The organism is Streptomyces sp. AK010 (assembly GCF_014207295.1).
Classification (GTDB): domain Bacteria; phylum Actinomycetota; class Actinomycetes; order Streptomycetales; family Streptomycetaceae; genus Streptomyces; species Streptomyces massasporeus.
The window spans coordinates 85,050-105,747 of record NZ_JACHCX010000022.1 but is presented as its reverse complement, the minus strand read 5'-3'; the positions used below and the strand labels follow the sequence as shown (position 1 = coordinate 105,747).

Below are 20,698 nucleotides of genomic sequence, written 5' to 3'. Positions count from 1 at the left end.
AACCGGCACGCGGGGCGCGCCGGTGAAAGAGGGGGCCCGGGGCGTCGACTCAGAGGAAGACGGTGCCGGGCTCCAGGCCGACCAGGACGCGGCCCTGGAGTTCGAGATTGACGTCGGCGTTGGCGAGCGCGTGCAGCGAGAAGCCCTGGATGTCGCGGTGGAAGCGCTGCAGGTGGACATCGCGCCGGATGACCGAGCCGCCGCTGGCGTTGTGGAGGATCTCCACGGCCTCCTTGGCCAGTTGGGCGGCGAAGCCCGTCTGGCCGCGCACGATGGCCTTCTCCTCGTCGGTGGGCTGCTCCCCGGCGTCGGCGCGCTCCTGGAGGAGGGTGAGCCAGCGGGCCGACAGCGCCTCGGCGGCGTCGATCTTGTTGGCGGCCGTGGCGACCTGGATCTGTGTGAGCGGGTGCAGCTTCTGGTCGGTCCAGTCGGTGTAGGTGATGCCGCGTCCGGGGAGGCGCTCGAGGAACAGCTCGTAGGCGCCGCGGGCGATGCCGATGAACACGGCGGCGCACTCGGCCATGACGAAGCTGAGCAGGCCGTAGTTGCGGCCGGTGGCGCCCATGTTGGAGCGGTCGCCGGTCGCGCTGACCATGACCTCCTCGAAGGACACGGCGTGGTGGGCCGGTACGAAGACGTCCTCGGCGACCGCGGTGGCACTGCCGGTGGCGGCGCCGGCCGAGACGTCCCAGTCGTCGACGATCCTGAGGTCCGACATGGGGACCAGGGCCATGATCTCGCCCTCGGTGCCGTCGGGGTTGCGCACCATCGCGGCGGTGAAGTCCCAGTCGGCGCCCTTGCAGCCGGTGTTGAACTTCCAGGTGCCGTTGAGGAGGTAACCGCCCTCGGTGGGGACGGCGACGCCGGTCGGCGCGAACGCGCTGGAGATCTTGACGGAGCCGGACGCGAAGACCTCCTCCTGGGCCCGGTCGGGGTAGAGCGTCGCCGTCCAGGTGCTCGTCACCCACACCATCGTCACCCAGGCCGCGGCGGGGCAGCCGCGGCCGATCTCGGTGATGACCCGGGCCTGGTCGGCGAGCGGCAGGTCGAGCCCGCCGAACCGGCGCGGCACGGCCATGCGGAACACCCCGGCCTTCTCCAGGAGTTCGATGCTCTCGTCGAGCAGCCAGCCGCGGTCCTCGGCGGCGCGGCCGTTCTCGCGCAGGGTCGGGACGATGCTGTCCACGGCTTCCAGTACGGCTGCCAGGTCGTCGTTCGTGGCCATTCCGGCTCCTCGGTTGTGATTCCTACTGCCGGTCGAGAGGCGTGAGAACCCATACGCTCCCCGGCAGTTCAAAACCTTAACGAAGGGCCCGGAGAAATGAGTAAGAGCACACTCATCGCCTGGTCATCACTGCCGTACCTCCGGAAACCGGAGCCGATCTGAAGCAGAATTACCTGACAATTACCGGGCGCTGACCGAGAAATGATCGGACGGTGCTCGCAAAGGCCCGTATGGGAACATCCCAGCATGAATCTTTCATGGCCCGAACTCGTAAGGACGGCGGCCGAGGACACGACCTCGGCACTGGAAAAGGGAGCAGATCAGGACTGGCACGGAAAGGCGGGTGATCTGGACTGGAGCTGTCGGGAGACCCTTTCGCACATCGCGCTCGGCGTCGTGGGGTACGCGGGTCTGCTCATCGCCCGCCCCACCGACCGCTACATCACCCTGTTCTCCTCGATCGACGGTCACGCCCCGGTCCCGGCCGCCCTGGAGGGCATCCGGATCGCGGGCACGCTGCTTGCCGGCACCGTCCGCGACACCCCGCCGGAGGTCCGCGCCTGGCACCCCTACGGCCACTCCGACGCGGCCGGCTTCGCCGCGATGGGCGTGCTCGAACTCGTCGTCCACGGGCGGGACATCGCGCAGGCGGTAGGCGTGGAGTACACCCCGTCGGACGCCCTGGCGGCGCCCGTGGTCGAGCGGCTCTTCCCCGACGCTCCCACCGGTCACTCCCCCGCCGAGACCCTGCTGTGGTGCACCGGGCGCGCCGCGCTGCCCGGACTGCCGCGCCGCGGCGCCTGGCGCTGGGACGGCCGGGTGCGCCGGGCCTGAGACCGCCGCAGGCCCGGGAGCGCCAGGCCTGAGACCGCCGCCCCTCCCCCGCTCACCGGATCACGTGCCGCCGGGCGACTCGGACCGAGTCGCCCGGCGGCACTGTCATGTCGCGCCCCGCCCGCGGGGAGACCACGGCATTACCGCAGCGTGGCTGGAACGTTGAACCCGCCCGAATAGTGTCGGCCACGGAAATGCACGAGCACCCGCACCGCCCGTGCAGCAGCCACGTGGACGTTCCTTTCCCTGGACGTTCCCCTCAAACGTTTCTCCAGCCAAGAAGGCAGGTCGATTTCCGCCATGTCCGAGATCGTCGCGGAACTGGAAAACCACACCGCCCGCTACGTCGAGGCCGTCAACGCCGGCGACTACGAGACGGTCGAGAAGTTCTACACCGCCGACGCTGTCGCCGTCTGGGAACCGGGCAAGCCGCTCAGCGGTGACGAACGCCGTACGTACCAGCGGGAATTCCTCGAGGCCGGGCCGCGCATGGCGGCCAAGCCCCGGCAGGTGTTCGTGACCGGCGAGACCGCACTGATGATCGTCGACTGGACGATCGACATTCCCGGCGCCGACGGCACCACCGACCACCTGGCCGGTGTCGGGGTGGACGTGCTGACCCGGGGCGAGGACGGGGTGTGGCGCTACGCCATCGACGACCCGTACGGCCAGGCGAGCTGACCGGCGCGAGCGCCACGGCACGCAGCACCCGAAAACACCTTGGCTCATGAGTGAGATGCCGGTTCCGCACAGCGGGCCCGCACCGAGTACACGGGGGACACACAGCACCATGCACAGCACCGGACCCATCGGCGGGCGGCGGCCGACGCGCCGCACCCTGCTCAAGGCGGCCGGGGCGGCCGCCGTCGCGGTACCCGCCCTGACTCCGTTCGCCCCGGCCGCCGCGGCCGCCGGCCGCGGCGCCGCGGCGGACTGGGACGTCATCGTCATCGGCGCGGGTTTCGCCGGCATCACCGCGGCCCGCGAACTGCGCGCCCGCGGCAAGCGGGTGCTCGTCCTGGAGGCCCGCGACCGCATCGGCGGCCGCACCTGGACGGACACCTACGGCGGTCAGCTGATCGAGCGCGGCGGGACCTGGGTCGAGCCGACCCAGCCCTACCTCGGCGCCGAACTCACGCGCTACAAGCTGGCGCTGGAGGAGGACGAGCCGATCTCGACCACATGGCTGCCGACGCCGGCCGGCCCGCGGCAGTTCACGCCCGAGGACGGCTTCGGCCGGATGGGCACCGTCTTCGAGCGCATGTTCGACGGCACGCGGACGTACTTCGAGAAGCCCTTCCAGCCCCTGCACCGGGCCGACCTGCTGCAGAGCCTGGACCAGCTGACGCTGCGCGACCGCCTGACCCAGCTTTCCCTCACGCCCGAGGAGGAACTCCTCGTCAACGGGCAGACGGCGGTCTACGCGGGCGGCTCGAGCACGGCCGGTGCCTTCACCATGTTCGCCCACTGGTGGGCCCTGGCCGGCCACACCAACGCGGGCTGGAACGACACCATGCGCTGGCGCATCGCCAAGGGCACCAAGGCCCTGCTGCAGGCGATGGTCAACGAGGCACAGCCGACGATCAAGCTCAGCTCGCCGGTCGCCTCGGTGAACGACACCGGATCCCTGGTGTACGTCACCACCACCTCCGGCACCCGCTACAGCGCCACCGCGGTCGTCGTCGCGATGCCGGTCAACGCCCTGAGCACGGTCAAGTTCAGCCCGTCCCTGCCCGCGGCTCTCACCGCCGCGACGACTCAGGGCATCGCCGTGAAGAACGCGGTGAAGCTGTGGATCCACGCCCGCAAGGGAGCCGGCCGGGTCTACGGCCAGGGCGCCGAGGGCGGCTCGCAGATCCCCATGCTGCTGCCGTTCAAGGAAACGTCCGACGGCATGCTCTACATCGCCTTCAGCACCGATCCCGGGCTCGACCCGGCCAACACCGCCCAGGTGAAGAAGGCCGTGCAGCAGCTCGGCGTGAACCTGGACATCATCGGCGTCAAGGCGCACGACTGGGGCCGCGACCCCTACGCGCGCGGCGGCTGGGCGTTCCGCAAGCCGAAGCAGCTCACCACGCTCTACCCGGAGGTCACCTACACCAGCGGGCGGCTCTCCTTCGCCAGCGGCGACATAGCCAACGGCTGGAGCGGCTACATCGACGGCGCCATCGAGTCCGGTCTGCGTGCCGCCCGGCAGGCAGCGGGCGAGGAATGACCACCGAGGCATCACCCACCCACCCCCCGGAAGGGAACCGCATCCCCATGTCAGCCACGTCCTTCACCGTCCCCTTCGACCCGGAACGCCCCGACCTCACCGCCGACACCGACATCCAGAACGAGATCTTCATCCAGGTCTTCAACTCGGGCGACGGCGAGCTGTTCAACCGCCTCTACCTCGACGACTCCGTCTCGAACTTCTCCGGTGAGCCCCTGACCGGCGCCGACCGGCTGGCGTTCTTCAAGGAGTTCCTTGCCTCGAAGCCGACCCTCAAGGCGAGCGTCACCCACTCGTACGTGGCCGGTGACGTGGCGCTGATCGGTGTCGAGTACTCCATCGCCACCACCGGCCCGGACGGTGAGCCGGTCCTGCTGGAGGGCGTCTGCACCGATGTGCTCCGCAAGACCGACGACGGCCGCTGGCTGATGGCCATCGACCGCCCGGTGGCCGCGACCGGCCTCGTCGCGGACTAGCCCTGGAGGGAGCCCCCCTGGTGCGCCAGGGGGGCTCCGCCGTGCCGGAACCCCCCAACTGGCCCGACGAGAGACGGAGAGACAGTGACCGACCAGAAGGAACTGGCGTCCGTACTGGACGCCGTACGCGATGCCGTCCCCACGCTGCGCGCGAACGGCGCGCAGGCGGAGGAACGGCGTTGGATCCCCGAGGAGAACATCCGACTGCTGGAGAAGGCCGGGGTGTTCCGCGCCGCGGTGCCCCGCGCCCACGGCGGGCTCGACTTCGGCGTGGCCGACCAGTTCAAGGTCATCGCCGAGGTCGCGCGCGGCTGCCCGTCCACCGGCTGGCTGGCCATGGTCTGGCTCACCAGCACCTGGTGCGCCTCCCTCTACCCCGACCGGGCGCAGAAGGAGGTGTTCGAGGGCGGCGACACCCGGGTGTCCATCGTCTTCGCCCCGACCGGCACCCTCACCCCCGTCGACGGCGGCTACCGCCTCAACGGCACGTGGCGCTACAACTCCGGTGTCCGGGGCGCCGGCTGGGACCTGCTCGCCGCGATGGTGGAGCACCCCGACGGGGCCCACGAGGAACTCGTCGCGCTGGTCCCGGTCTCCGAGCTGGAGGTCATCGACGACTGGCACGTCAGCGCGGGAGCCGCCACCGGCAGCTGCACCACCACCGCCGAGGACCTGTTCGTGCCCGCCCATCGCGTGGTCTCCCTGGAGGAGGCCATGGTCAGCGCGACCGGTGACCGCGAGAACACGGGCGCCACCGGCCGCAACTACGGTCTGCTCGGCTATGTCCTGTCCGGCGTCGCGGCCGCCCTCACCGGCATCGCGCGCGGCGCGTACGAGCTGTTCCTCGAGCGCCTGCCCGGCCGGGGGATCACGTACACCGACTGGACCGACCAGAAGCTGCACCCGCTCACCCAGATCCAGGTCGCCACGGCCGCCAACAAGATCGACGCCGCCGAGGGCCTGGCGGACCTGTGGCTGAAGGTCCTGCAGACGAGCGCCGACGCCGGCGAGCAGCCCACGGACGAGCAGAAGGCGGTGATCCGCGGCCGGACGGCGTACGCGGCACAGCTCGCCAAGGAGGCCGTCGAGCTGCTGTACGCGGCGAGCGGCGGCTCGGTCATCCGGCGCGAGGTCGCCCTGCAGCGGTTCCACCGCGACATCCAGGGCTTCTCGCTGCACGCCCTGGTCCAGCGGGACGCCAACCTGGAGGTCCAGGGGCGGGTCCTGGTCGGGATGGACCCGGGCACGTACTTCCTGTGACGTCCGGCCTCCCGCGGCGGCGGGAGGCCATGTCACACGGCAGTTCATGACACACCGCAGTTCATGACACACAGCAGTTCATGACACAGCAGTTCATGACACACGACAGGGCGGCACCACCGGTGGGTGGTGCCGCCCTGCTGTGGCTGTCCGCCCGCCTGGCCGGCGGCGGGCCGGCCGTGGCCGTCAGGAGCCGGTGGCCGGCTTCCCGAAGCGGCCGTTGACGAAGAGCAGTTCGTCAACGCTCCCGCCCTCGCCCGCCGCCAGCACGGTGCCGATGAAGATGGTGTGGTCGCCGAACGCGTGCGACTCGGTCAGCTCGCACTCCAGCCACGCCACGGAGTCGTCGAGCAGCGGCGCCCCCGTGTGTTCACCGGCGCGCCAGTCGACGCGTTCGAACTGGGCGGCACCCAGCGTGCGGCTCTTGTCGGCGAAGTGCCGGGCGAGCGGCTCCTGGTGGGCGCCGAGTATGTTCACGGCGAAGCGCCCGGCCCCGGTGAGCGCGCCGTGCATGACCGCGCTGTGGCCCACGCTGCACAACACCGACGGGGGGTCGAGGGAGACCGAGCTGAAGGCGTTCGCCGTCATGGCGTGCAGGTGCTCCCCGCCCACGGTCAGGACCGTGACGCCGGTGGCGAAGCGGGACATCACCCCGCGTAGCCGGTCCGGGCGTACCGGCTCGTGCCCGGAACGCACGGCAGCGTGTTCGAGTTCGGCGGACGCGGAATTCATGCCACTCTCCGATGGGTCACGGGACACGTCAGTGCCGTCCGCACGAAAAGGGGCAGCCGGCTCGATCAACGTAGTCGCGGCGTCTCGCGGATCCTTCATGCCCGGGTAACCGGGGGGCCTTCAGTGACCGACCGTCACCGATGACCTTTCAATGACCGGATGTTTACCCGTCCATCGGACCCTGAGGACATGACTGAGACCTCCGCCGCAGCCGCGGAACGCGAACTCGCCGAGCCCTATCTGCGCCAGGTACTCGACACCGCGGGACTGGCGGTGGAGTACGTGCGCGCCGAGCGGAACACGCTGTACGTACGGGACGACGACGGCACCGAGTTCCCGGTCGTGGACTTCGCCGGCGGTTACGGCTCGGTGCTGCTCGGCCATCACCACCCCGAGATCACCGCGTACGCCCGTGAACTGCTCGCCGAACATACACCGGTGCACGCCCAGTTCTCTCGCCACCCGTACGCCAACCGCTTGGCCGCCGAACTCAACCGCATCATCGCGCGTGAACTCTCCGACGACGAGCCTTATTACGCCATCTTCGGGAACAGTGGCGCGGAAGCGGTGGAAGCCGCTGTGAAGCACGCCGAACTGGACCGGGGCATACGCGTGTCCGAACTGCTCGGCTCCGTCGACGCCGGACTCGTGCGGGCGCGGGCCGCGGTGGCCGACGGGTCCGCCACCGTCCACGGGGAGGCCGCCGCCCGCCTCGGGGTCGCCCTCGCCGCCGACGACAACGACGCCCTCCGCTTGCTGGAGGCGGCGATCAGGCGCCACAACGACGAGGTCGCCGCGGCCCCGCCGCTCTTCCTCGCCCTGGAGGGCGGCTTCCACGGCAAGCTCGCCGGCAGTGTGCAGCTGACCCACAACGAGGGCTACCGGCTGCCCTTCAAGTCCCTCGCCGCACAGGCGCGGTTCGTCCCGCAGGACAGCCCCGAGGACCTGAACGCGGTCTACGCGCGTGAATGCCGGACCCTGCTCGGCCTGAGCACGGAGAGCGGCAGGATCACGGTGACGGAGCACGAATTCCCCGTGTTCTGCGCCTTCCTCGTCGAGCCGATCCAGGGAGAAGGCGGAATCCGCGTCCTGTCCCGCGCGTTCGCCCGGGAGATCCAGGAGTTCTGCGCCCGGATCGACTGCCCCGTCGTCGTCGACGAGATCCAGAGCGGAATGGGCCGCACCGGCACCCTGCTCGCCAGTTCCCGGACGGGCCTGCGCGGTGACTACTACACCCTGGCCAAGACGCTCGGCGGCGGCATCGCGAAGGCGTCCGTGATGCTGGTGCGCGAGAAGCGCTACCGCCGGGACTTCGAGATCGTGCACAGCTCGACCTTCGCCAAGGACAGCTTCTCCTGCCACATCGCCCTGAAGGTCCTCGAACTGCTGGAGCGGGACGGCGGCGCAGCCTACCGGCAGGCCGAGGAGCGCGGCGCGGCGCTGCGCGCGAAACTCGACGCGCTGCGGGCGGAATTCCCCGACGTGGTGGCGGACGTACGCGGACAGGGGCTGATGCAGGGCCTGGAGTTCCACGACCAGTCCGAGGCGTCCTCGCCGGAGCTGCGGCAGATCGCGCAGAGCGGCCTGTTCGGCTACTTCCTGGCGGGCCATCTGCTGCGCCGGCACCGGGTGCGGACGTTCCCGACGGCCAGCGCGGTCGGCACGTTGCGCTTCGAACCGTCGATTCATGTCACAGACGCCGAACTGGGACAGCTGTACGCCGGACTGCACGACGTGTGCACACTGTTGCGCAAGCAGGCCGGCGACGAACTCACCGCCGCGGGCCGCTGATCCACCCTGGGTCCGCCGCCTCCCCCCACCGGCGGACTCCCAGGGCATTCCGGCCGGGTGCCGGCCATGACCGGGCCGGCCCACCCGACCGGAGGCATCACGGGAAGCGGACCGCGTCGACGAGCCTCGGGCGACACACCGGTCCCGGGATACGCAGTACGCCGGAGCAAGCGAAACGGGGGAGTTCATGCAGTTCCGCTTACTGGGGCCACTTGAAGTCGAGCCGGCGGGAGGACCGCCGGGCAGCCTGGTGGACCTGGGCGGGCACCGGCAGCGCGCCGTCCTGGCGTATCTCCTGCTGCACGCGAACAAGGTGGTGTCCACCAGCCAGATGCTGTCGGCCCTGTGGGCCGACGACGAAGCGCCCATGACCGCGCGCAAGATCCTGCAGAACGCCGTCTGGAAGCTGCGCGGCGTCCTGTCCAGGCCGCCGCGCGGCGAGCAGGGTCCCGAGCTGCTGACCCGCGCGCCCGGCTACCTGCTGCGGGTGCCCCAGCAGCGGGTCGACCTGCTCGACTACGAGCAGCGGGTGGTCACGGGCCGCGCCGCCCTGGCGGCGGGCGAGGTGGAACCCGCCCGCCGCTCGCTGGGCGAGGCGCTGGCGTTGTGGCGCGGGCCGGTCCTGTCCGACCTGGTGGAGGAAGGTATCTGCTGGCCTGAGCTGACGGCCCTGCAGAATCGCCGGCTCGATGTCATGGAGGACCACTTCGAGGCCGCCCTGGCCTGCGGCCGGCACCAGCTGGTCCTGCCCGACCTGGAGAGTCTGGTGGCCGCCGAGCCCTTGCGGGAACGCGCCTCGGGTCAGCTCATGGTGGCCCTGTACCGGTGCGGGCGGCAGGCCGAGGCCCTGGCGGTCTTCGGCCGGGTGCGCACCGCGCTCGTGGAGGGGCTGGGGCTGGAGCCGGGGCGCGAACTGCACCGGCTCCAGCAGGCGATCCTCACCCAGGACCCGACGCTGGAGGTGCCTCGCACGGTGGGCGGCAGGGAGCCGGCCGACTTCGCCCCGGCCGCCCGGCCCGCGCCGTCCCCGCCTCTGCCCGGCGCGGCCCCCGCACCCGCGGCGGCGGCGACGGCCTCCGCGGGTCCGGCCGCACGCGGCGCGTCGGTCGCTGCCGTGGAATCGGCGGCTCCGAAAGCCCCCACGGAGCGGGGCACACGCACCGCACCGGCCGCACCCCCACCGCCCGGCACACGCACCGCACCGGCCGCACCCCCACAGCCCGGCACACGCACCGCACCGGCCGCACACACCGGGCCGGGCATCCCCACCGCACCGGCCGCCGCACACACCGGTCCGGGCACATCCACAGGCCTGGGCACGTCCACGGGCCTGGGCACGTCCACGGGCCCGGGCACATCCACGGGCCCGGGCACATCCACGGGCCCGGGCACGTCCACGGGCCCGGGCACGTCCACGGGCCCGGGCACACCCGGGGGCTCGGCCGCACCACCCACAGCGGCCACACCCACGGAGCCGGGCGGACCCACCACACCGGCCGCACCCGCACAGCCGGGCGCACGCGCCGTCCCGGCCACCGTCACCCCCGCGATGCGGGCCGCATGCACCGATCCGCCCGCGCGCGGCGGGCCGGCCGACTCCGCCGCCGAGGTCCCTTCCCCTGCTCGGCACGCCTCCCGTACCGCCAGCGTGGTCATGTTCCGTTTCGGGCTCGGTGCGGAACTGGGGCGAGTGCTGGCCGAGGACCGCGACCGGGTGGTCGACGCGCTCACCCAGATCGCCCGGGAGAAGACCGGACTCCACGGCGGCCGGGTCACGGCCATGCTCGGTTCGACGGTGCTCTCGGTGTTCGCCGACGGGGCCGACGCGGCCGACCGCGCCGAGCGCGCCGTCCGCACCGCGGCCGCCGTCCGCGACAGCCTCAGCGTCCCCACCGGCACGCTCGCACCGCCGCAGGCCGCCGTGCGCGGCCTCACCGTGCACGCGGCCGTGGCGTCCGGGGAGGCCATGCTTCCGCCCCGGCGATCGGACGACCCGCCCCCGCCCTGGAGCGGCGGCAGGCTCGTCGACACCTGCCGGACGATGCTGGCCCATGTGCAGGCCGGGGAGATCCACGTCTGCGAGGAGACGCACCGGCAGGTCGAGCGGGCGGCGACGTTCCGGCGTGCCTGCGCGTCCGCCATGGCCCCGTGGGAGTTGCACGCCCTGCACGACGACGTCACGGACCTGGCGTGGGGCCCGGCGGGCGCCGCCGTCCACGGCAGCGAACTGGAGCTGATGCACCACACGCTGCAGCACACCCGGCAGCGCTCGACGGCGCATCTGATCACCCTCATCGAAGGGTCCGGCCGCGCCCGGACACGCCTGCTGATGGAGTTTCAGCGGCGGGTCGAGGAGAGCCACGGCGGCCCGGTGCGGGTGCTGGCCGGCACGGTTCCGGCGCCGCACACCGGCTCCGCCCTGTCGGTGCCGGCGGAGATCCTCGCCGCCTGTTGCGGCATCGACCCCGCCTGCTCCGAACCCCACACCGCGGCGCGGCTGCGGGCCACCCTGAACCGTCTCGGCGGCGACGCGGCCGGCGCGGCGGATCTGTTCGCGCCCCTGGCCCGGCTGCTGTCGCCGCAACGGGCGGCGCACGAGCGGGAGAGGCCCGGCGAGATGCTCCGGGCGTGGGGGGCGTTCCTGGGGCGGGCGGCGCGCGAGCAGCCGCTGGTGCTGATCTGGGACGACCTCCAGTACGCCGACGACACTCTGCTGGACATGGTGGAGCGGCTCACGCAGACCCACGCGGGCGTGCCGCTGCTCGCCGTCGTCGGCGCGGACTCCCGGCTGCCGGACCGGCGGCCGGGCTGGGCCACCGCGCACCCGCGCACGGTGACCCTCAGCCTCAGCCCGGAGACGGGCGACGCCCTGGACCGGCTACTGGAGTCCCTGCTTCCGCCGGTCCGGGAGTCCGAGGTCGCCTGAGCGCGCCTGGCCCGTGCCGCTGAGGCGTATGGCACGGGCGAGGGCGCCCAGGGCCCGCGTACCGTCCACGGACCCGTCGGGCAGGACGTCCGCGGCCGATTCGACCAGCAGGGACCCGGCCAGGGCCGCCCAGGGGGCCGGCTTGCCCGCCCCCACCGGTCCGGCGGGCCCGGCCTCGCCGAGCACCCGCCGCGCCCACGCGGTCATTCTGGCCCGGTCCGCCGCGGTGACGCCCGGCACGGCCCGGAGCCCGACGCCGAAGCGGGCCAGGATCTCCGCCGCGTGCTCGGCGAGCAGGGCGTCCTGCCGTGCCACGGTGTGCCCGGGCGGGCGAGCGAGCGGTTCGGCGTCGCCCGGCCGCGCCGGGCCGGTCTGCCGGGGGCGGCCGGCCCGGCTCAGTCCTTCGTGCAGGGCCGCGGCGAACCGCTCGCCGACGAAGACGGCCATCGGGGTGTCCATCTCGGCGGCGGATCCGCGCCCGGGGCGAGGGGAGGCGTGCGCGGGACGGCGGGTCTGTGGGGATGCGATGTCCATACGGACAGCACACCAAGTCCCGCCCACACCCCACCCATTCGCGACTCCTCGGCCCGGTCATCACCGCGCCACGACCGCCCCGGACCTGGCCATGACCGCCCTGGCCCGCGCCATGACCGCCACGGCCCCCGCCATGAGCCCGCCTCGCGCCACGACCGCCCGCCTCGCGCCACGACCGCCCAGACCGCGCCACGACCGCCCAGACCGCGCCACGACCGCCCCGGACCCCGCCACGACCGCCCGACGCCGCGTGGCGGGCGTGTGAGCACCGGGGCGGCCGCTGTCGCAGGCCGGGCGGTCATGGCGGGCGGCGCCACCCGGCCGACTCCGCCCTCACACCGCCCGTCGCCCGGGTCGGACCTCGACCGGCTCGGCCGCCTTGCCCCGGAACCCGGCGTGGATCCGGCCGGACGGCCGCGCCCGCTCCTCCGGGCGGCGGGGGCGGCAGTCCAGGAAGGGCAGCATGCGCCGCGGCGGCGGAGCGGCGGCCGCCTCGCGCAGGCGCGGCAGGGTCAGCCGGCCGGCGTGTTCGCAGGCACTGCCCCAGATGGGCCTGCGGCGCAGCAGGTCCGAGTGGCCGCACGCGACGACCAGCAACGCCCCGGTGCCCGTGCCGCCCAGACTCTCCGCCCAGTCCAGCACAGCGTCGTCGGCGAGGTGGAGGTCGTCCAGGCAGAGCACCACGGTGCGGTGGCGTGCCTCGTGCTCGATCACCTCGCCCCAGGCGGCGAGCAGGTCGACCCCGCGTCCGGCCGGGCCGGGATGGGGTGCGGCGCACAGCACGCGCAGCAGCCGTGCGGCGTCCACGTCGGAGTCGACGGCGGAGCGGACCACTGCCCTGATCCGCTGCTCCGGCGGGTCGTGCCGCGCCCCGTGCCGCGGCGCCCATGCCTCCAGCAGCGCCGCCGCGACACCCGCGGCGTCCTGGCCGTCCCTCGGAAGGCGCGGCCGTACGACCCGCACCCCGTCGGCGTCGCCCGCGACGCGGTGCGCGAACTGGGCGAGCAGGCGGGACTTGCCGACCCCGTGATCGCCGAGCACCGTCAGCAGGGAGGGCACGTCATGGTGGCGCGAGTACTCCAGCAGGTTCTCCAGCAGGGCGAGTTCGGGTCGGCGCGGGGCGTCGGTGCCGTGCCCGGCGGGCTCGTCCGGGTGCAGGGCCCGGGCCCGGCGGATGCCGGGAGCGCCGTCGGCGGCGCGGGTCGTCTCGTCGTAACTCACCCACGCGCCGGTGTCGCCGGCCACGTCCTCGCTCACGTAGAGCTCGCCCTCCGGGACGCCGGAGAGCAGCCCGTGCGCCTTGTCGAGCAGGGTGCCCACGACCGAGACGGCGGCGCTCGGGTCGTGCGGGTCGTGCCGCACGATCGCCTTGCCGGAGATCACCACGGCACGCATCACCATGCCCGCCCGTGAGGTCAGCCGGTCACGGGCCGCGAAGGCCGCGCGCACCGCGTCGAGCGACGCCTCGGGGCGCTCGGACCGCAGCCCGAACAGCGCGGCGCACAGCCCGCCCATGGAGCCGACGACCGTGCCGGAGCGGTCCTCGACGCTCTCGGTGAGCACGGTGACCGCGTCGTGCAGGGAGGTGTCCAGCTGTTCGCTCGCCATGGCCGCGGCGTCCCCGGCGGACTCGGTGCACACCACGAGCACGCACACGTCCCGCCGCTCGGCGACGGCGCCCCCCACGGCGACGCCGAATCCCGTGGTGACGCCCGGCTGTTCGCCGCGCTGCGCGACGCCGTACGTGGCCGCCGTGCCGGGACGGTCCCCGCCCTCCGCTGCACCGACGGACAGGAGGGCGGGTGCCCTCAGGGGTTCCGGTGCCATGACGTCCGGCCCGGCCGCCCCGGGAAACCCGGTGTCCGTGGTGATCCGGACCGGGGCCCGCTCGGCACCCGTCTCCCCGGCCGCGTGGCGTCCCGGGGCGCTCGCCTCGGGGGCGCCCGGCTCCGCGCGGACCTCCGTGGGGCAGGCCAGCGCCTGGTCGTGGCGCAGGATGCGGTGCTGCAGAGTCTGCAGGGCGGCGGACGGCTCCAGGCCGTACTCCTCCACCAGGGCCAGTCGCACCCTGCTGAACACGCTCAGCGCCTCCGCCTGCCGCCCGCAGCGGTACAGGGCGAGCATCAACTGCCCGCACAGCCGCTCCCGCAGGGGTTCGGCCTCGGCGAGCGAGGTGAGTTCACCGAGCACGGCGTGGTGCCGGCCGCACGCCAGCTCCGCCTCGAAGCGGTCCTCCATGGCGTCCAGGCGCAGCTGCCGCAGTGCCGTCAGCTCGGCCCACTCCACGCCCTGTTCGGCCAGGTCGGACAGGGCCGGGCCGCGCCATTCGGCCAGGGCCTCCCCCAGCAGCTCGGCGGCCTCGGCCGCCTCACCCGCGTCCAGGCGTGCCCGGCCGGCGGCGACGGCACGTTCGAAGCGGGTCGCGTCGAGCTGCTCGGGGTCGACGCGCAGGACGTATCCCGGTGCCCGGGTGAGCAGCCGGGGCGCCGCGTGCCCCTCGCCGTCACCGCTCTCCAGCAGGGCGCGCAGCCCCCACACGGCGTTCTGCACCATCTTGCGGGCCGTGACCGGCCTGGCGTCCTCGGGCCACAGGGCCTCCAGGAGCTGGCTGGTGGCGACCACCTGGTTGGCATGGAGGAGGAGCAGTCCGAGGACCGCTCTCTGCTTGACGCCGCCCAGCGGCAGACTGCGCCCGCCGCTCACCACGTCCAGTGGTCCGAGAACCTTGAATTCCACGCCTACCCCCGTACGTCGCACACCCGTGATCAGTCATGGCAGGCGTCGTTGCCCGCCCGAGCGGCGCTCGCCGAGCGGACGCCGCGCAGTACCACCTCGGCCACGTCGTCGAGACGCTGGTCCACATAGAAGTGACCGCCGGGAAAGACCCGCACCTCGGTCTCGGCGCGGGTGAACGCCCGCCAGCGGGCTGCCTCCTCGACGGAGACGACCGGGTCGGCGTCGCCGCACAGCACGGTGACCGGCGTGTGCAGCGGCTCCCGGGGTGTCCAGGAGTACGCGGCGAGGGCCGCGTAGTCCGCTCGCAGAGCCGGCAGCACCATTGCCACCAGCTCGGGGTCGTCGAGCAGGCTCACGCCGGTCCCCCCGAGCCGGCGTACGGCGGTCAGAATCGCGTCGTCGTCCGGGAGGACGTCGTGCGGACTGCGCCCCGGCCCCGGCGCCCCCCGGGCCGACAGGAAGAGCCTGCGGGGCGACGGGGCGCCGCGCTCCTCCAGGATCCGGGCGGTCTCGTAGGCGACCAGCGCGCCCATGCTGTGGCCGAAGAACGCGAAGGGCGCCGCCGTTTCGTCGTCCTGAAGTTTCCGGGCGACGACCGCGGCGAGTTCCCCGATGTCCGCCACCGGCGTCTCCAGCCGGCGGTCCTGGCGGCCGGGGTACTGCACCGCCCGCACCTCGACGTGCGGTCGCAGCCGCCGGGACAGCGGCTGGTACGCGCTGGCCGCGCCCCCGGCGTGCGGGAAGCAGATCAGCCGGAGAGCGTCGGGCTCGGGATCGGCGAATCGTCGGAACCACTGGCCGTCCATGGCGCGTTGCGCTCCTGTCTGTTCAGCTGGGGTACGTGGTAGCCGCGCTCGGCCCGGGCCCGGTGCAGCACACCGGCCCACCAGCTGAGGCGGTCGAACATCAGCCGGGCCGACACGTCCCAGTCGTCGGAGGCGGCCAGGGTGCCGTCGGGGCCGAGCCGCTCCCAGTAGTTGTGGAAGCTCACGGTCTCGCGCACCGGGACGGCGTGGACGTCGCCGAAGACCTGGCGCAGGGCCGCCACCGCGCACAATCCGCTGGAGGGGCCGCCGTAGGAGAGGAATCCGACGGGCTTGGCGTGCCATTCCGTGTCGTACCAGTCGATGGCGTTCTTCAGGGACGCCGGGAAGGTCTGGTTGTGCTCGGGGGTGACCACCACGAACGCGTCGGCCGCCCGCAGCCAGGGCGCGAGGTCCTTGACGGCCTGGGGCCGGGGCGCGGACGGGTCGGCGGACATCACGTCGGGCAGCCAGGCCGTGGCGAGGTCTATGACGTCCACGTCGAAGTCGGGCCGCAACCGGGCCCGCGAGGCCAGCCATTCCGCCGCGACGTGCCCGAACCGGCCCTTCCTGATGCTGCCGATGATGACCACCAGCCGCAGTCGTTCATTCTCGGCCACCTGCCCCCGCCTTCCGCCCCAGCGCCGAACCGCATTCCTCGAGGAACCCTGGCATATGCCCCTTCGGATTCGCTTCGGACGGCTTCGGAAGCGCTGCGGGGCGCCCTTCGGGGCCGGTGGCCGAGCCCTTTTCGTCGCACGTCACGCCGGTCGTCGGCCGGTTACGCTGAGATCATGGAATTCGGGGTGCTGGGGCCGCTGGAGGTGCGCACGGACGAGGGTCGGGTCGTGCGGGTACCCGAAGTCAAGGTGCGCATGCTCCTCGCCGAGTTGCTCGCCCATCACGGGCAGGTCGTCCCGGCGGCGCGGCTCATCGAGGACCTGTGGGGCGGCTCGACGTTCACGGCCCGGCCGACGGCGTCGCTCCAGGCCAAAGTCTCCCAGTTGCGGCGGGCGTTGGAGGACGCGGAGGCGGGCGGCCGTGAACTGATCGCGCACCGGCCGCCCGGATACGTCCTGGACGTCCCCGCCGCGGCGCTCGACGCCGGGCGGTTCCGCGAACTGGTCGCCCGGGCCAGGTCCGGCGCGGACCCGGTGACACGGGCGGCGCTGTACACCGAGGCGCTGGCGCTGTGGCGGGGGCCGGCCTTCGCCGAGTTCGCCGACCAGCCGTCGGTGCGGCCGACCGCGGCGAGTCTGGAGGAGGAGCGCCTGACGGCGGTGGAGGAACACGCCGCGGTGCGGCTGGAGTTGGGGGAGCACAGCCTGCTGGTGGGCGAGCTGACGGAGCTGGTGGAGCAGCATCCGCTGCGCGAGGGGCTGCGGGGCGCGCTGATGTGGGCGCTGTACCAGGCGGGGCGTTCCTCCGACGCGCTCGACTGCTTCAACGATCTGCGGCGCCGGCTCGACGAGGAGTTGGGGCTGACCCCCGGCCCGTCCCTGGAGGCGCTGCAGCAGGCCATCCTGCGCCACGACCCGGTCCTGGCGAGACCGGGGCCTGTGGCGCCGTCCGCCGCGGGGGCGCAGGCGACTCCGGGTCCCGCCGGTTCGGCCTCGCCCCTGGTGGGCCGCGAGCAGGACCTGCGGGCGATCCGGGCGCTGCTCTTACAGCGGCGCCTGGTGACGCTCACCGGCCCGGGCGGCGTCGGCAAGACCCGGCTCGCCCAGGCCACGGCGGAGAGTCTGGCGGGCGCGTTCGGCGAGGGCACCTGGCTCGTGGAGCTCGCGGACGCAGGGGGCCTGGAGCGGTTCGCCGGCGCGGAGGCGCTGGCCGAGCAGGTGATGGCGACGCTGGGCATCCGGGAGAACAGCTCGGACGACGACGCCAGGGGCCCGGCGGACCGCCTGGCGAACGCCCTGGCCGGGCGGCGGCTGCTGCTCGTGCTGGACAACTGCGAACATGTCGTGGAGGGCGTCGCGCGCCTGGCGGGCCTGCTGCTGGGCCGGGCCCCGCATCTGCACATCCTGACGACCAGCCAGGAGCCCCTGCGCACCCGGGACGAGACGGTGTACCCGGTGACGCCGCTGTCGCTGCCCCCGGAGGACCACCCGGACCTCGACGCGCTGACGAGTGCGGGCGCCGTACGTCTCTTCGTGGACCGGACCAGGGCGACGGACCCGGAGTTCGTGCTCGACGCCACCACCGCTCCCCTGGTCGCCGACGTGTGCCGGCGTCTCGACGGCATCCCGCTCGCCCTGGAACTGGCCGCCACGCGCGTGCGTTCGCTGGGCATCCGGGAGCTGCACGACCGGCTCGACGACCGCTTCAAGGTGCTCAACAGCGGTTACCGGGACGCCCCGTCACGCCACCGGACACTGCAGGCCACGCTGGACTGGAGCTGGGGGCTGCTCGACGACCGCGAACGGACCGTGCTGCGCAGGCTGTCGGTGTTCGGCGAGGGATGCGGGCTGCGGGCCGCGGAGGAGGTGTGCTCCGGTGACGGCGTGTCCCCCGCCGACGTCCTCGACGCGCTGAGCCTGCTCGTGGAGCGCTCGCTGGCCGTCCGCACCGAAGGACCGCAGGGCCCGCGCTACCGGCTGCTGGAGTCGGTCGCGGTCTACGCGCGTGACAAGCTCGCCGAGTCCGGTGAGCACGCCGCGACCGCCGCCCGGCACCTGCGCCACTGCGTCCGCCTCGCCGAGCGGGCCCGGCCGCATCTGCACGAGCGGGAGCAGTCCCGCTGGTTCCAGTACCTGGACCTGGAGGCGGCCAATGTGCAGCGGGCGCTGGCCGAGGCCGACCGGGCCGGGGCCGCGCAGGAGGCACTGCGCCTGGTCAACTCGCTGACCTGGTACTGGTACGTCCGCGGCCGGCTGGGCGAGGCCCGCAGGGCGCTGGCGACGGCCCTGGACACGGCGGGCGAGGCCGCGCACGAGGAGCGCGTGGAGGCGGAGTTCTGGTACACGGGCATCCGGCTGCTGCTCGGCGAGCACGACCGGGAGTGCGCCGTCCTGGAGGAGTACCCGCCCGAGTCCACCCTGGAGTCGACCAGGGCGCAGTGGTTCCTGGCGCACGCGCAGTGGACGGTGGGGGCCCTGGCCAAGGGCGAGCAGCGGGTCGAGCGTGTCCTGGTCCGCTTCCGCACCCTGCGCGACGTGTGGGGCACCGCCGCCGCGCTGACCACCCGCGCGTGCTTCGCCCTGGCGCGCGGGGACCTGGAGTCGCTGCGCGGCAACGCCGAGGACGCCCGCGCCCATTTCGCCGAACTGGGCGATCTGTGGGGCCGGTTGAAGACGACGGACGTGCTCGGCAGGCTCGCCGAGATCAACGGCGACTACGACCTCGCGGCCCAGCTGCACCGGGAGAGCCTGCGGATCGCCCAGGCCCTGGAGACCTGGCCCGAGATGTCCACGAAGCTGTCGGGTCTCGGCAGGATCGCTTTGCTCACCCAGCGCTACGACGAGGCCGACGACCTGCACAGGCGCGCCCTGCGGATCGCGGTCGGGCAGGGCAACCAGCCGGCCGAGCAGTTCGCCGCGCTGGGCCTGGCACTGAGCGCCCGCCGCCAGGGCAGCCTCGACGCCGCCGAGGAGTGGCTGCGTCCCTGGCTCGCCTGGAACCGCCGCCGCGGTGACGGCCCCGGCCTCGCGCTGGTCCTGGCGGAACTGGGCTTCATCGCCGAACAGCGCGGCGACGCCGACCGGGCCCTGGCCCACCACCGGGACGGCCTCGCCGCCGCCGCGACGACCAAGGATCCCCGCTCGGTCGCCCTGGCCCTCGAAGGGCTGGCCGGCGCCTACTCCCTGGCCGGCGCCCCGCACCGCGCGACCCGCCTCCTCGGCACGGCGGCGGCGACCCGGGAACGGGCGGGCGCTCCGCATCCCCCGGCGGAACGGGGCGACGTGGAACGCATCGCGGCCCGCCTGCGCGCCACGATGGACGAGGCGACGTACACGCGCGAGTTCACCGCGGGCACCCGACGCACCCACGAGGCGGAGGTCCTGGCGGAGAGGGGCCCGCGGGCACCGTGAGGCCGTGAAGGGTCCGGCCGTCCCGGCCGTCGCCGGGGCCGGTCAGTCCTTGCGGCCGAGTACCGCCTCGCCGAGACGTGTCAGGCGGTGCGGGGTCAGGTTGTCCCGGCGTTCGGCCGCGACCGTCCCGGAGCTGCGCAGGACACCCAGATGTCTGCTGACGGAGGGGTGGGAGAGGTCGAGACGGCGGGACATCTCGCTGATGGACACGGGCGACCGCAGGGATTCGAGGACGTTCGCGCGAGTGTGCCCGAGCAGATCACTCAGGGCGGCGGTCCGGTCCTCCTCCTGCTGTTGCCGGAGTCCGGCGGCAGTGTCGGTGGTGGGGCTGACGTTGTAGACGAGGACGGGGGCGTCCTGGCCGCCCGTCTCCGCGTCGAGGACCATCGGCCCGGGCGCGAACAGCGACGGAGCGATGACCAGGCCCTCCCGGGGGATCGGGATCTCGTGATGACGGACGCGCTGCCCTGGCACGACGAGCGAGTCGACGCGGTGGCACCGCCCCACCGCGAGTGACGGGCGGGCGGCACGGCAGCCACCGGGCCGGGCCGCTATCGAGGAGCGCCGGGTGCCTCGTCGTGGCGGGGCGCGACACGGAAGTCGAACGCCAGCGTCCCCGGATCCAGGGGCGCGGCATCGGCACGTCCTACCCGGAACGCCCGCACCGGATCGCCCCCGCGGACTCCCACGACGCCCTCTTCCACCTCCGCCACGTCACGTCGGCCCGTCTGCTGTCGCCTCCGACCTGACGTTCCCGGGATGGGCGAGCGTCGTCCCCTTGCGAACGGTGCCACACTGGACTGCGTGGCGGAGACGGATCGGCAGCTCGCTCAGCGGCTGGAGCAGGTCATCATGAACCTGCTGGACCGACGTGCGGCCACGTCTTCGATCTGTCCGTCCGACGCCGCCCGCGAGGCCTACGAAGGTGACGACGAGGGCTGGCGAGCCTTGATGGAACCGGCCCGGCGAGCGGCCTGGCGTCTGGTGACGGCCGGCAAGGTCGAGGTGACCCAGTCCGGCCGGCCCGTCACGGAGGCCGAGGCCCGCGGGCCGATCCGCATCCGCCGCGCAGGTCGGCAGCGGCCCGGCTCCGGATGAGCCGGTCCGGACCAGCAGAGGGTTCCGTTACGCCGGA

General features: G+C 73.3%; 17 protein-coding genes. 10 read left to right on the top strand and 7 right to left on the bottom strand.

Translation table 11 applies throughout. The annotated features are described in order from the left end of the window. Positions 1–49: 49 nt before the first annotated feature. Positions 50–1,225, bottom strand: coding sequence for an acyl-CoA dehydrogenase family protein (locus HDC93_RS32005; protein WP_185014326.1), 1,176 nt, complete (start codon positions 1,223–1,225; stop codon positions 50–52). Positions 1,226–1,471: 246 nt separating this feature from the next. Here HDC93_RS32005 and HDC93_RS32000 point away from each other — a divergent pair, with 246 nt between their 5' ends. The 5 genes from HDC93_RS32000 to HDC93_RS31980 all read left to right on the top strand — a co-directional run bounded on the left by HDC93_RS32000 (position 1,472) and on the right by HDC93_RS31980 (position 6,010). Beyond that, on the top strand, positions 1,472–2,059 hold the full coding sequence (locus HDC93_RS32000) for a maleylpyruvate isomerase N-terminal domain-containing protein (protein WP_185014325.1): 588 nt from the start codon (positions 1,472–1,474) through the stop codon (positions 2,057–2,059). Between the two features lie 300 nt (positions 2,060–2,359). Further along, positions 2,360–2,740, top strand: coding sequence for a nuclear transport factor 2 family protein (locus HDC93_RS31995; RefSeq protein WP_185014324.1), 381 nt, complete (start codon positions 2,360–2,362; stop codon positions 2,738–2,740). 109 nt (positions 2,741–2,849) lie between these two features. Then, positions 2,850–4,274: an NAD(P)/FAD-dependent oxidoreductase gene (locus HDC93_RS31990; RefSeq protein ID WP_260419870.1), complete on the top strand. Its 1,425-nt coding sequence runs from the start codon at positions 2,850–2,852 to the stop codon at positions 4,272–4,274. Positions 4,275–4,321: 47 nt separating this feature from the next. Beyond that, on the top strand, positions 4,322–4,750 hold the full coding sequence (locus tag HDC93_RS31985) for a DUF4440 domain-containing protein (protein WP_185014322.1): 429 nt from the start codon (positions 4,322–4,324) through the stop codon (positions 4,748–4,750). An 84-nt stretch (positions 4,751–4,834) separates the two neighbouring features. Beyond that, positions 4,835–6,010, top strand: a complete 1,176-nt coding sequence (locus HDC93_RS31980; protein WP_185014321.1) for an acyl-CoA dehydrogenase family protein — start codon at positions 4,835–4,837, stop codon at positions 6,008–6,010. A gap of 186 nt (positions 6,011–6,196) precedes the next feature. Here the strand turns inward: HDC93_RS31980 and HDC93_RS31975 are convergent, their stop codons facing one another. Further along, on the bottom strand, positions 6,197–6,742 hold the full coding sequence (locus HDC93_RS31975) for a flavin reductase family protein (protein ID WP_185014320.1): 546 nt from the start codon (positions 6,740–6,742) through the stop codon (positions 6,197–6,199). 189 nt (positions 6,743–6,931) lie between these two features. Here HDC93_RS31975 and HDC93_RS31970 point away from each other — a divergent pair, with 189 nt between their 5' ends. Further along, positions 6,932–8,533: an aspartate aminotransferase family protein gene (locus HDC93_RS31970; RefSeq protein WP_185014319.1), complete on the top strand. Its 1,602-nt coding sequence runs from the start codon at positions 6,932–6,934 to the stop codon at positions 8,531–8,533. Positions 8,534–8,720: 187 nt separating this feature from the next. Beyond that, complete coding sequence (locus HDC93_RS31965) at positions 8,721–11,459, top strand: BTAD domain-containing putative transcriptional regulator (protein WP_185014318.1); 2,739 nt, start codon at positions 8,721–8,723, stop codon at positions 11,457–11,459. Here HDC93_RS31965 and HDC93_RS31960 read toward each other — a convergent pair. From HDC93_RS31960 to HDC93_RS31945, 4 genes are all read right to left on the bottom strand, one after another. After that, on the bottom strand, positions 11,412–11,993 hold the full coding sequence (locus tag HDC93_RS31960) for a hypothetical protein (RefSeq protein WP_185014317.1): 582 nt from the start codon (positions 11,991–11,993) through the stop codon (positions 11,412–11,414). The genes HDC93_RS31965 and HDC93_RS31960 overlap by 48 nt on opposite strands. Positions 11,994–12,326: 333 nt before the next feature. Next, the gene (locus HDC93_RS31955) at positions 12,327–14,729 is read right to left on the bottom strand and encodes a BTAD domain-containing putative transcriptional regulator (protein ID WP_185014316.1); all 2,403 of its coding nucleotides are present in this window, start codon (positions 14,727–14,729) and stop codon (positions 12,327–12,329) included. A 29-nt stretch (positions 14,730–14,758) separates the two neighbouring features. Beyond that, positions 14,759–15,535, bottom strand: coding sequence for a thioesterase II family protein (locus tag HDC93_RS31950; protein ID WP_185014315.1), 777 nt, complete (start codon positions 15,533–15,535; stop codon positions 14,759–14,761). Then, positions 15,478–16,152: an NADPH-dependent FMN reductase gene (locus tag HDC93_RS31945; protein WP_185014314.1), complete on the bottom strand. Its 675-nt coding sequence runs from the start codon at positions 16,150–16,152 to the stop codon at positions 15,478–15,480. Before HDC93_RS31945 ends, HDC93_RS31950 begins: the two co-directional genes overlap by 58 nt. Before the next feature lie 174 nt (positions 16,153–16,326). Here HDC93_RS31945 and HDC93_RS31940 point away from each other — a divergent pair, with 174 nt between their 5' ends. Then, positions 16,327–19,563 (top strand): BTAD domain-containing putative transcriptional regulator, encoded by a 3,237-nt coding sequence (locus tag HDC93_RS31940; protein ID WP_185014313.1) that lies wholly within the window; start codon positions 16,327–16,329, stop codon positions 19,561–19,563. A gap of 42 nt (positions 19,564–19,605) precedes the next feature. On the opposite strand, the gene HDC93_RS31935 is transcribed toward HDC93_RS31940, so the two are convergent. Beyond that, the gene (locus HDC93_RS31935; protein WP_185014312.1) at positions 19,606–20,037 is read right to left on the bottom strand and encodes a helix-turn-helix transcriptional regulator; all 432 of its coding nucleotides are present in this window, start codon (positions 20,035–20,037) and stop codon (positions 19,606–19,608) included. A gap of 104 nt (positions 20,038–20,141) precedes the next feature. Between HDC93_RS31935 and HDC93_RS31930 the strand changes: the two genes are divergently transcribed. Then, positions 20,142–20,312 carry a hypothetical protein gene (locus tag HDC93_RS31930; protein WP_185014311.1) on the top strand — a complete coding sequence of 57 codons (171 nt, stop codon included), beginning with the start codon at positions 20,142–20,144 and terminating at the stop codon, positions 20,310–20,312. A gap of 55 nt (positions 20,313–20,367) precedes the next feature. Then, on the top strand, positions 20,368–20,661 hold the full coding sequence (locus tag HDC93_RS31925; protein ID WP_185014310.1) for a DUF3253 domain-containing protein: 294 nt from the start codon (positions 20,368–20,370) through the stop codon (positions 20,659–20,661). The last annotated feature ends 37 nt before the right edge of the window (positions 20,662–20,698 follow it).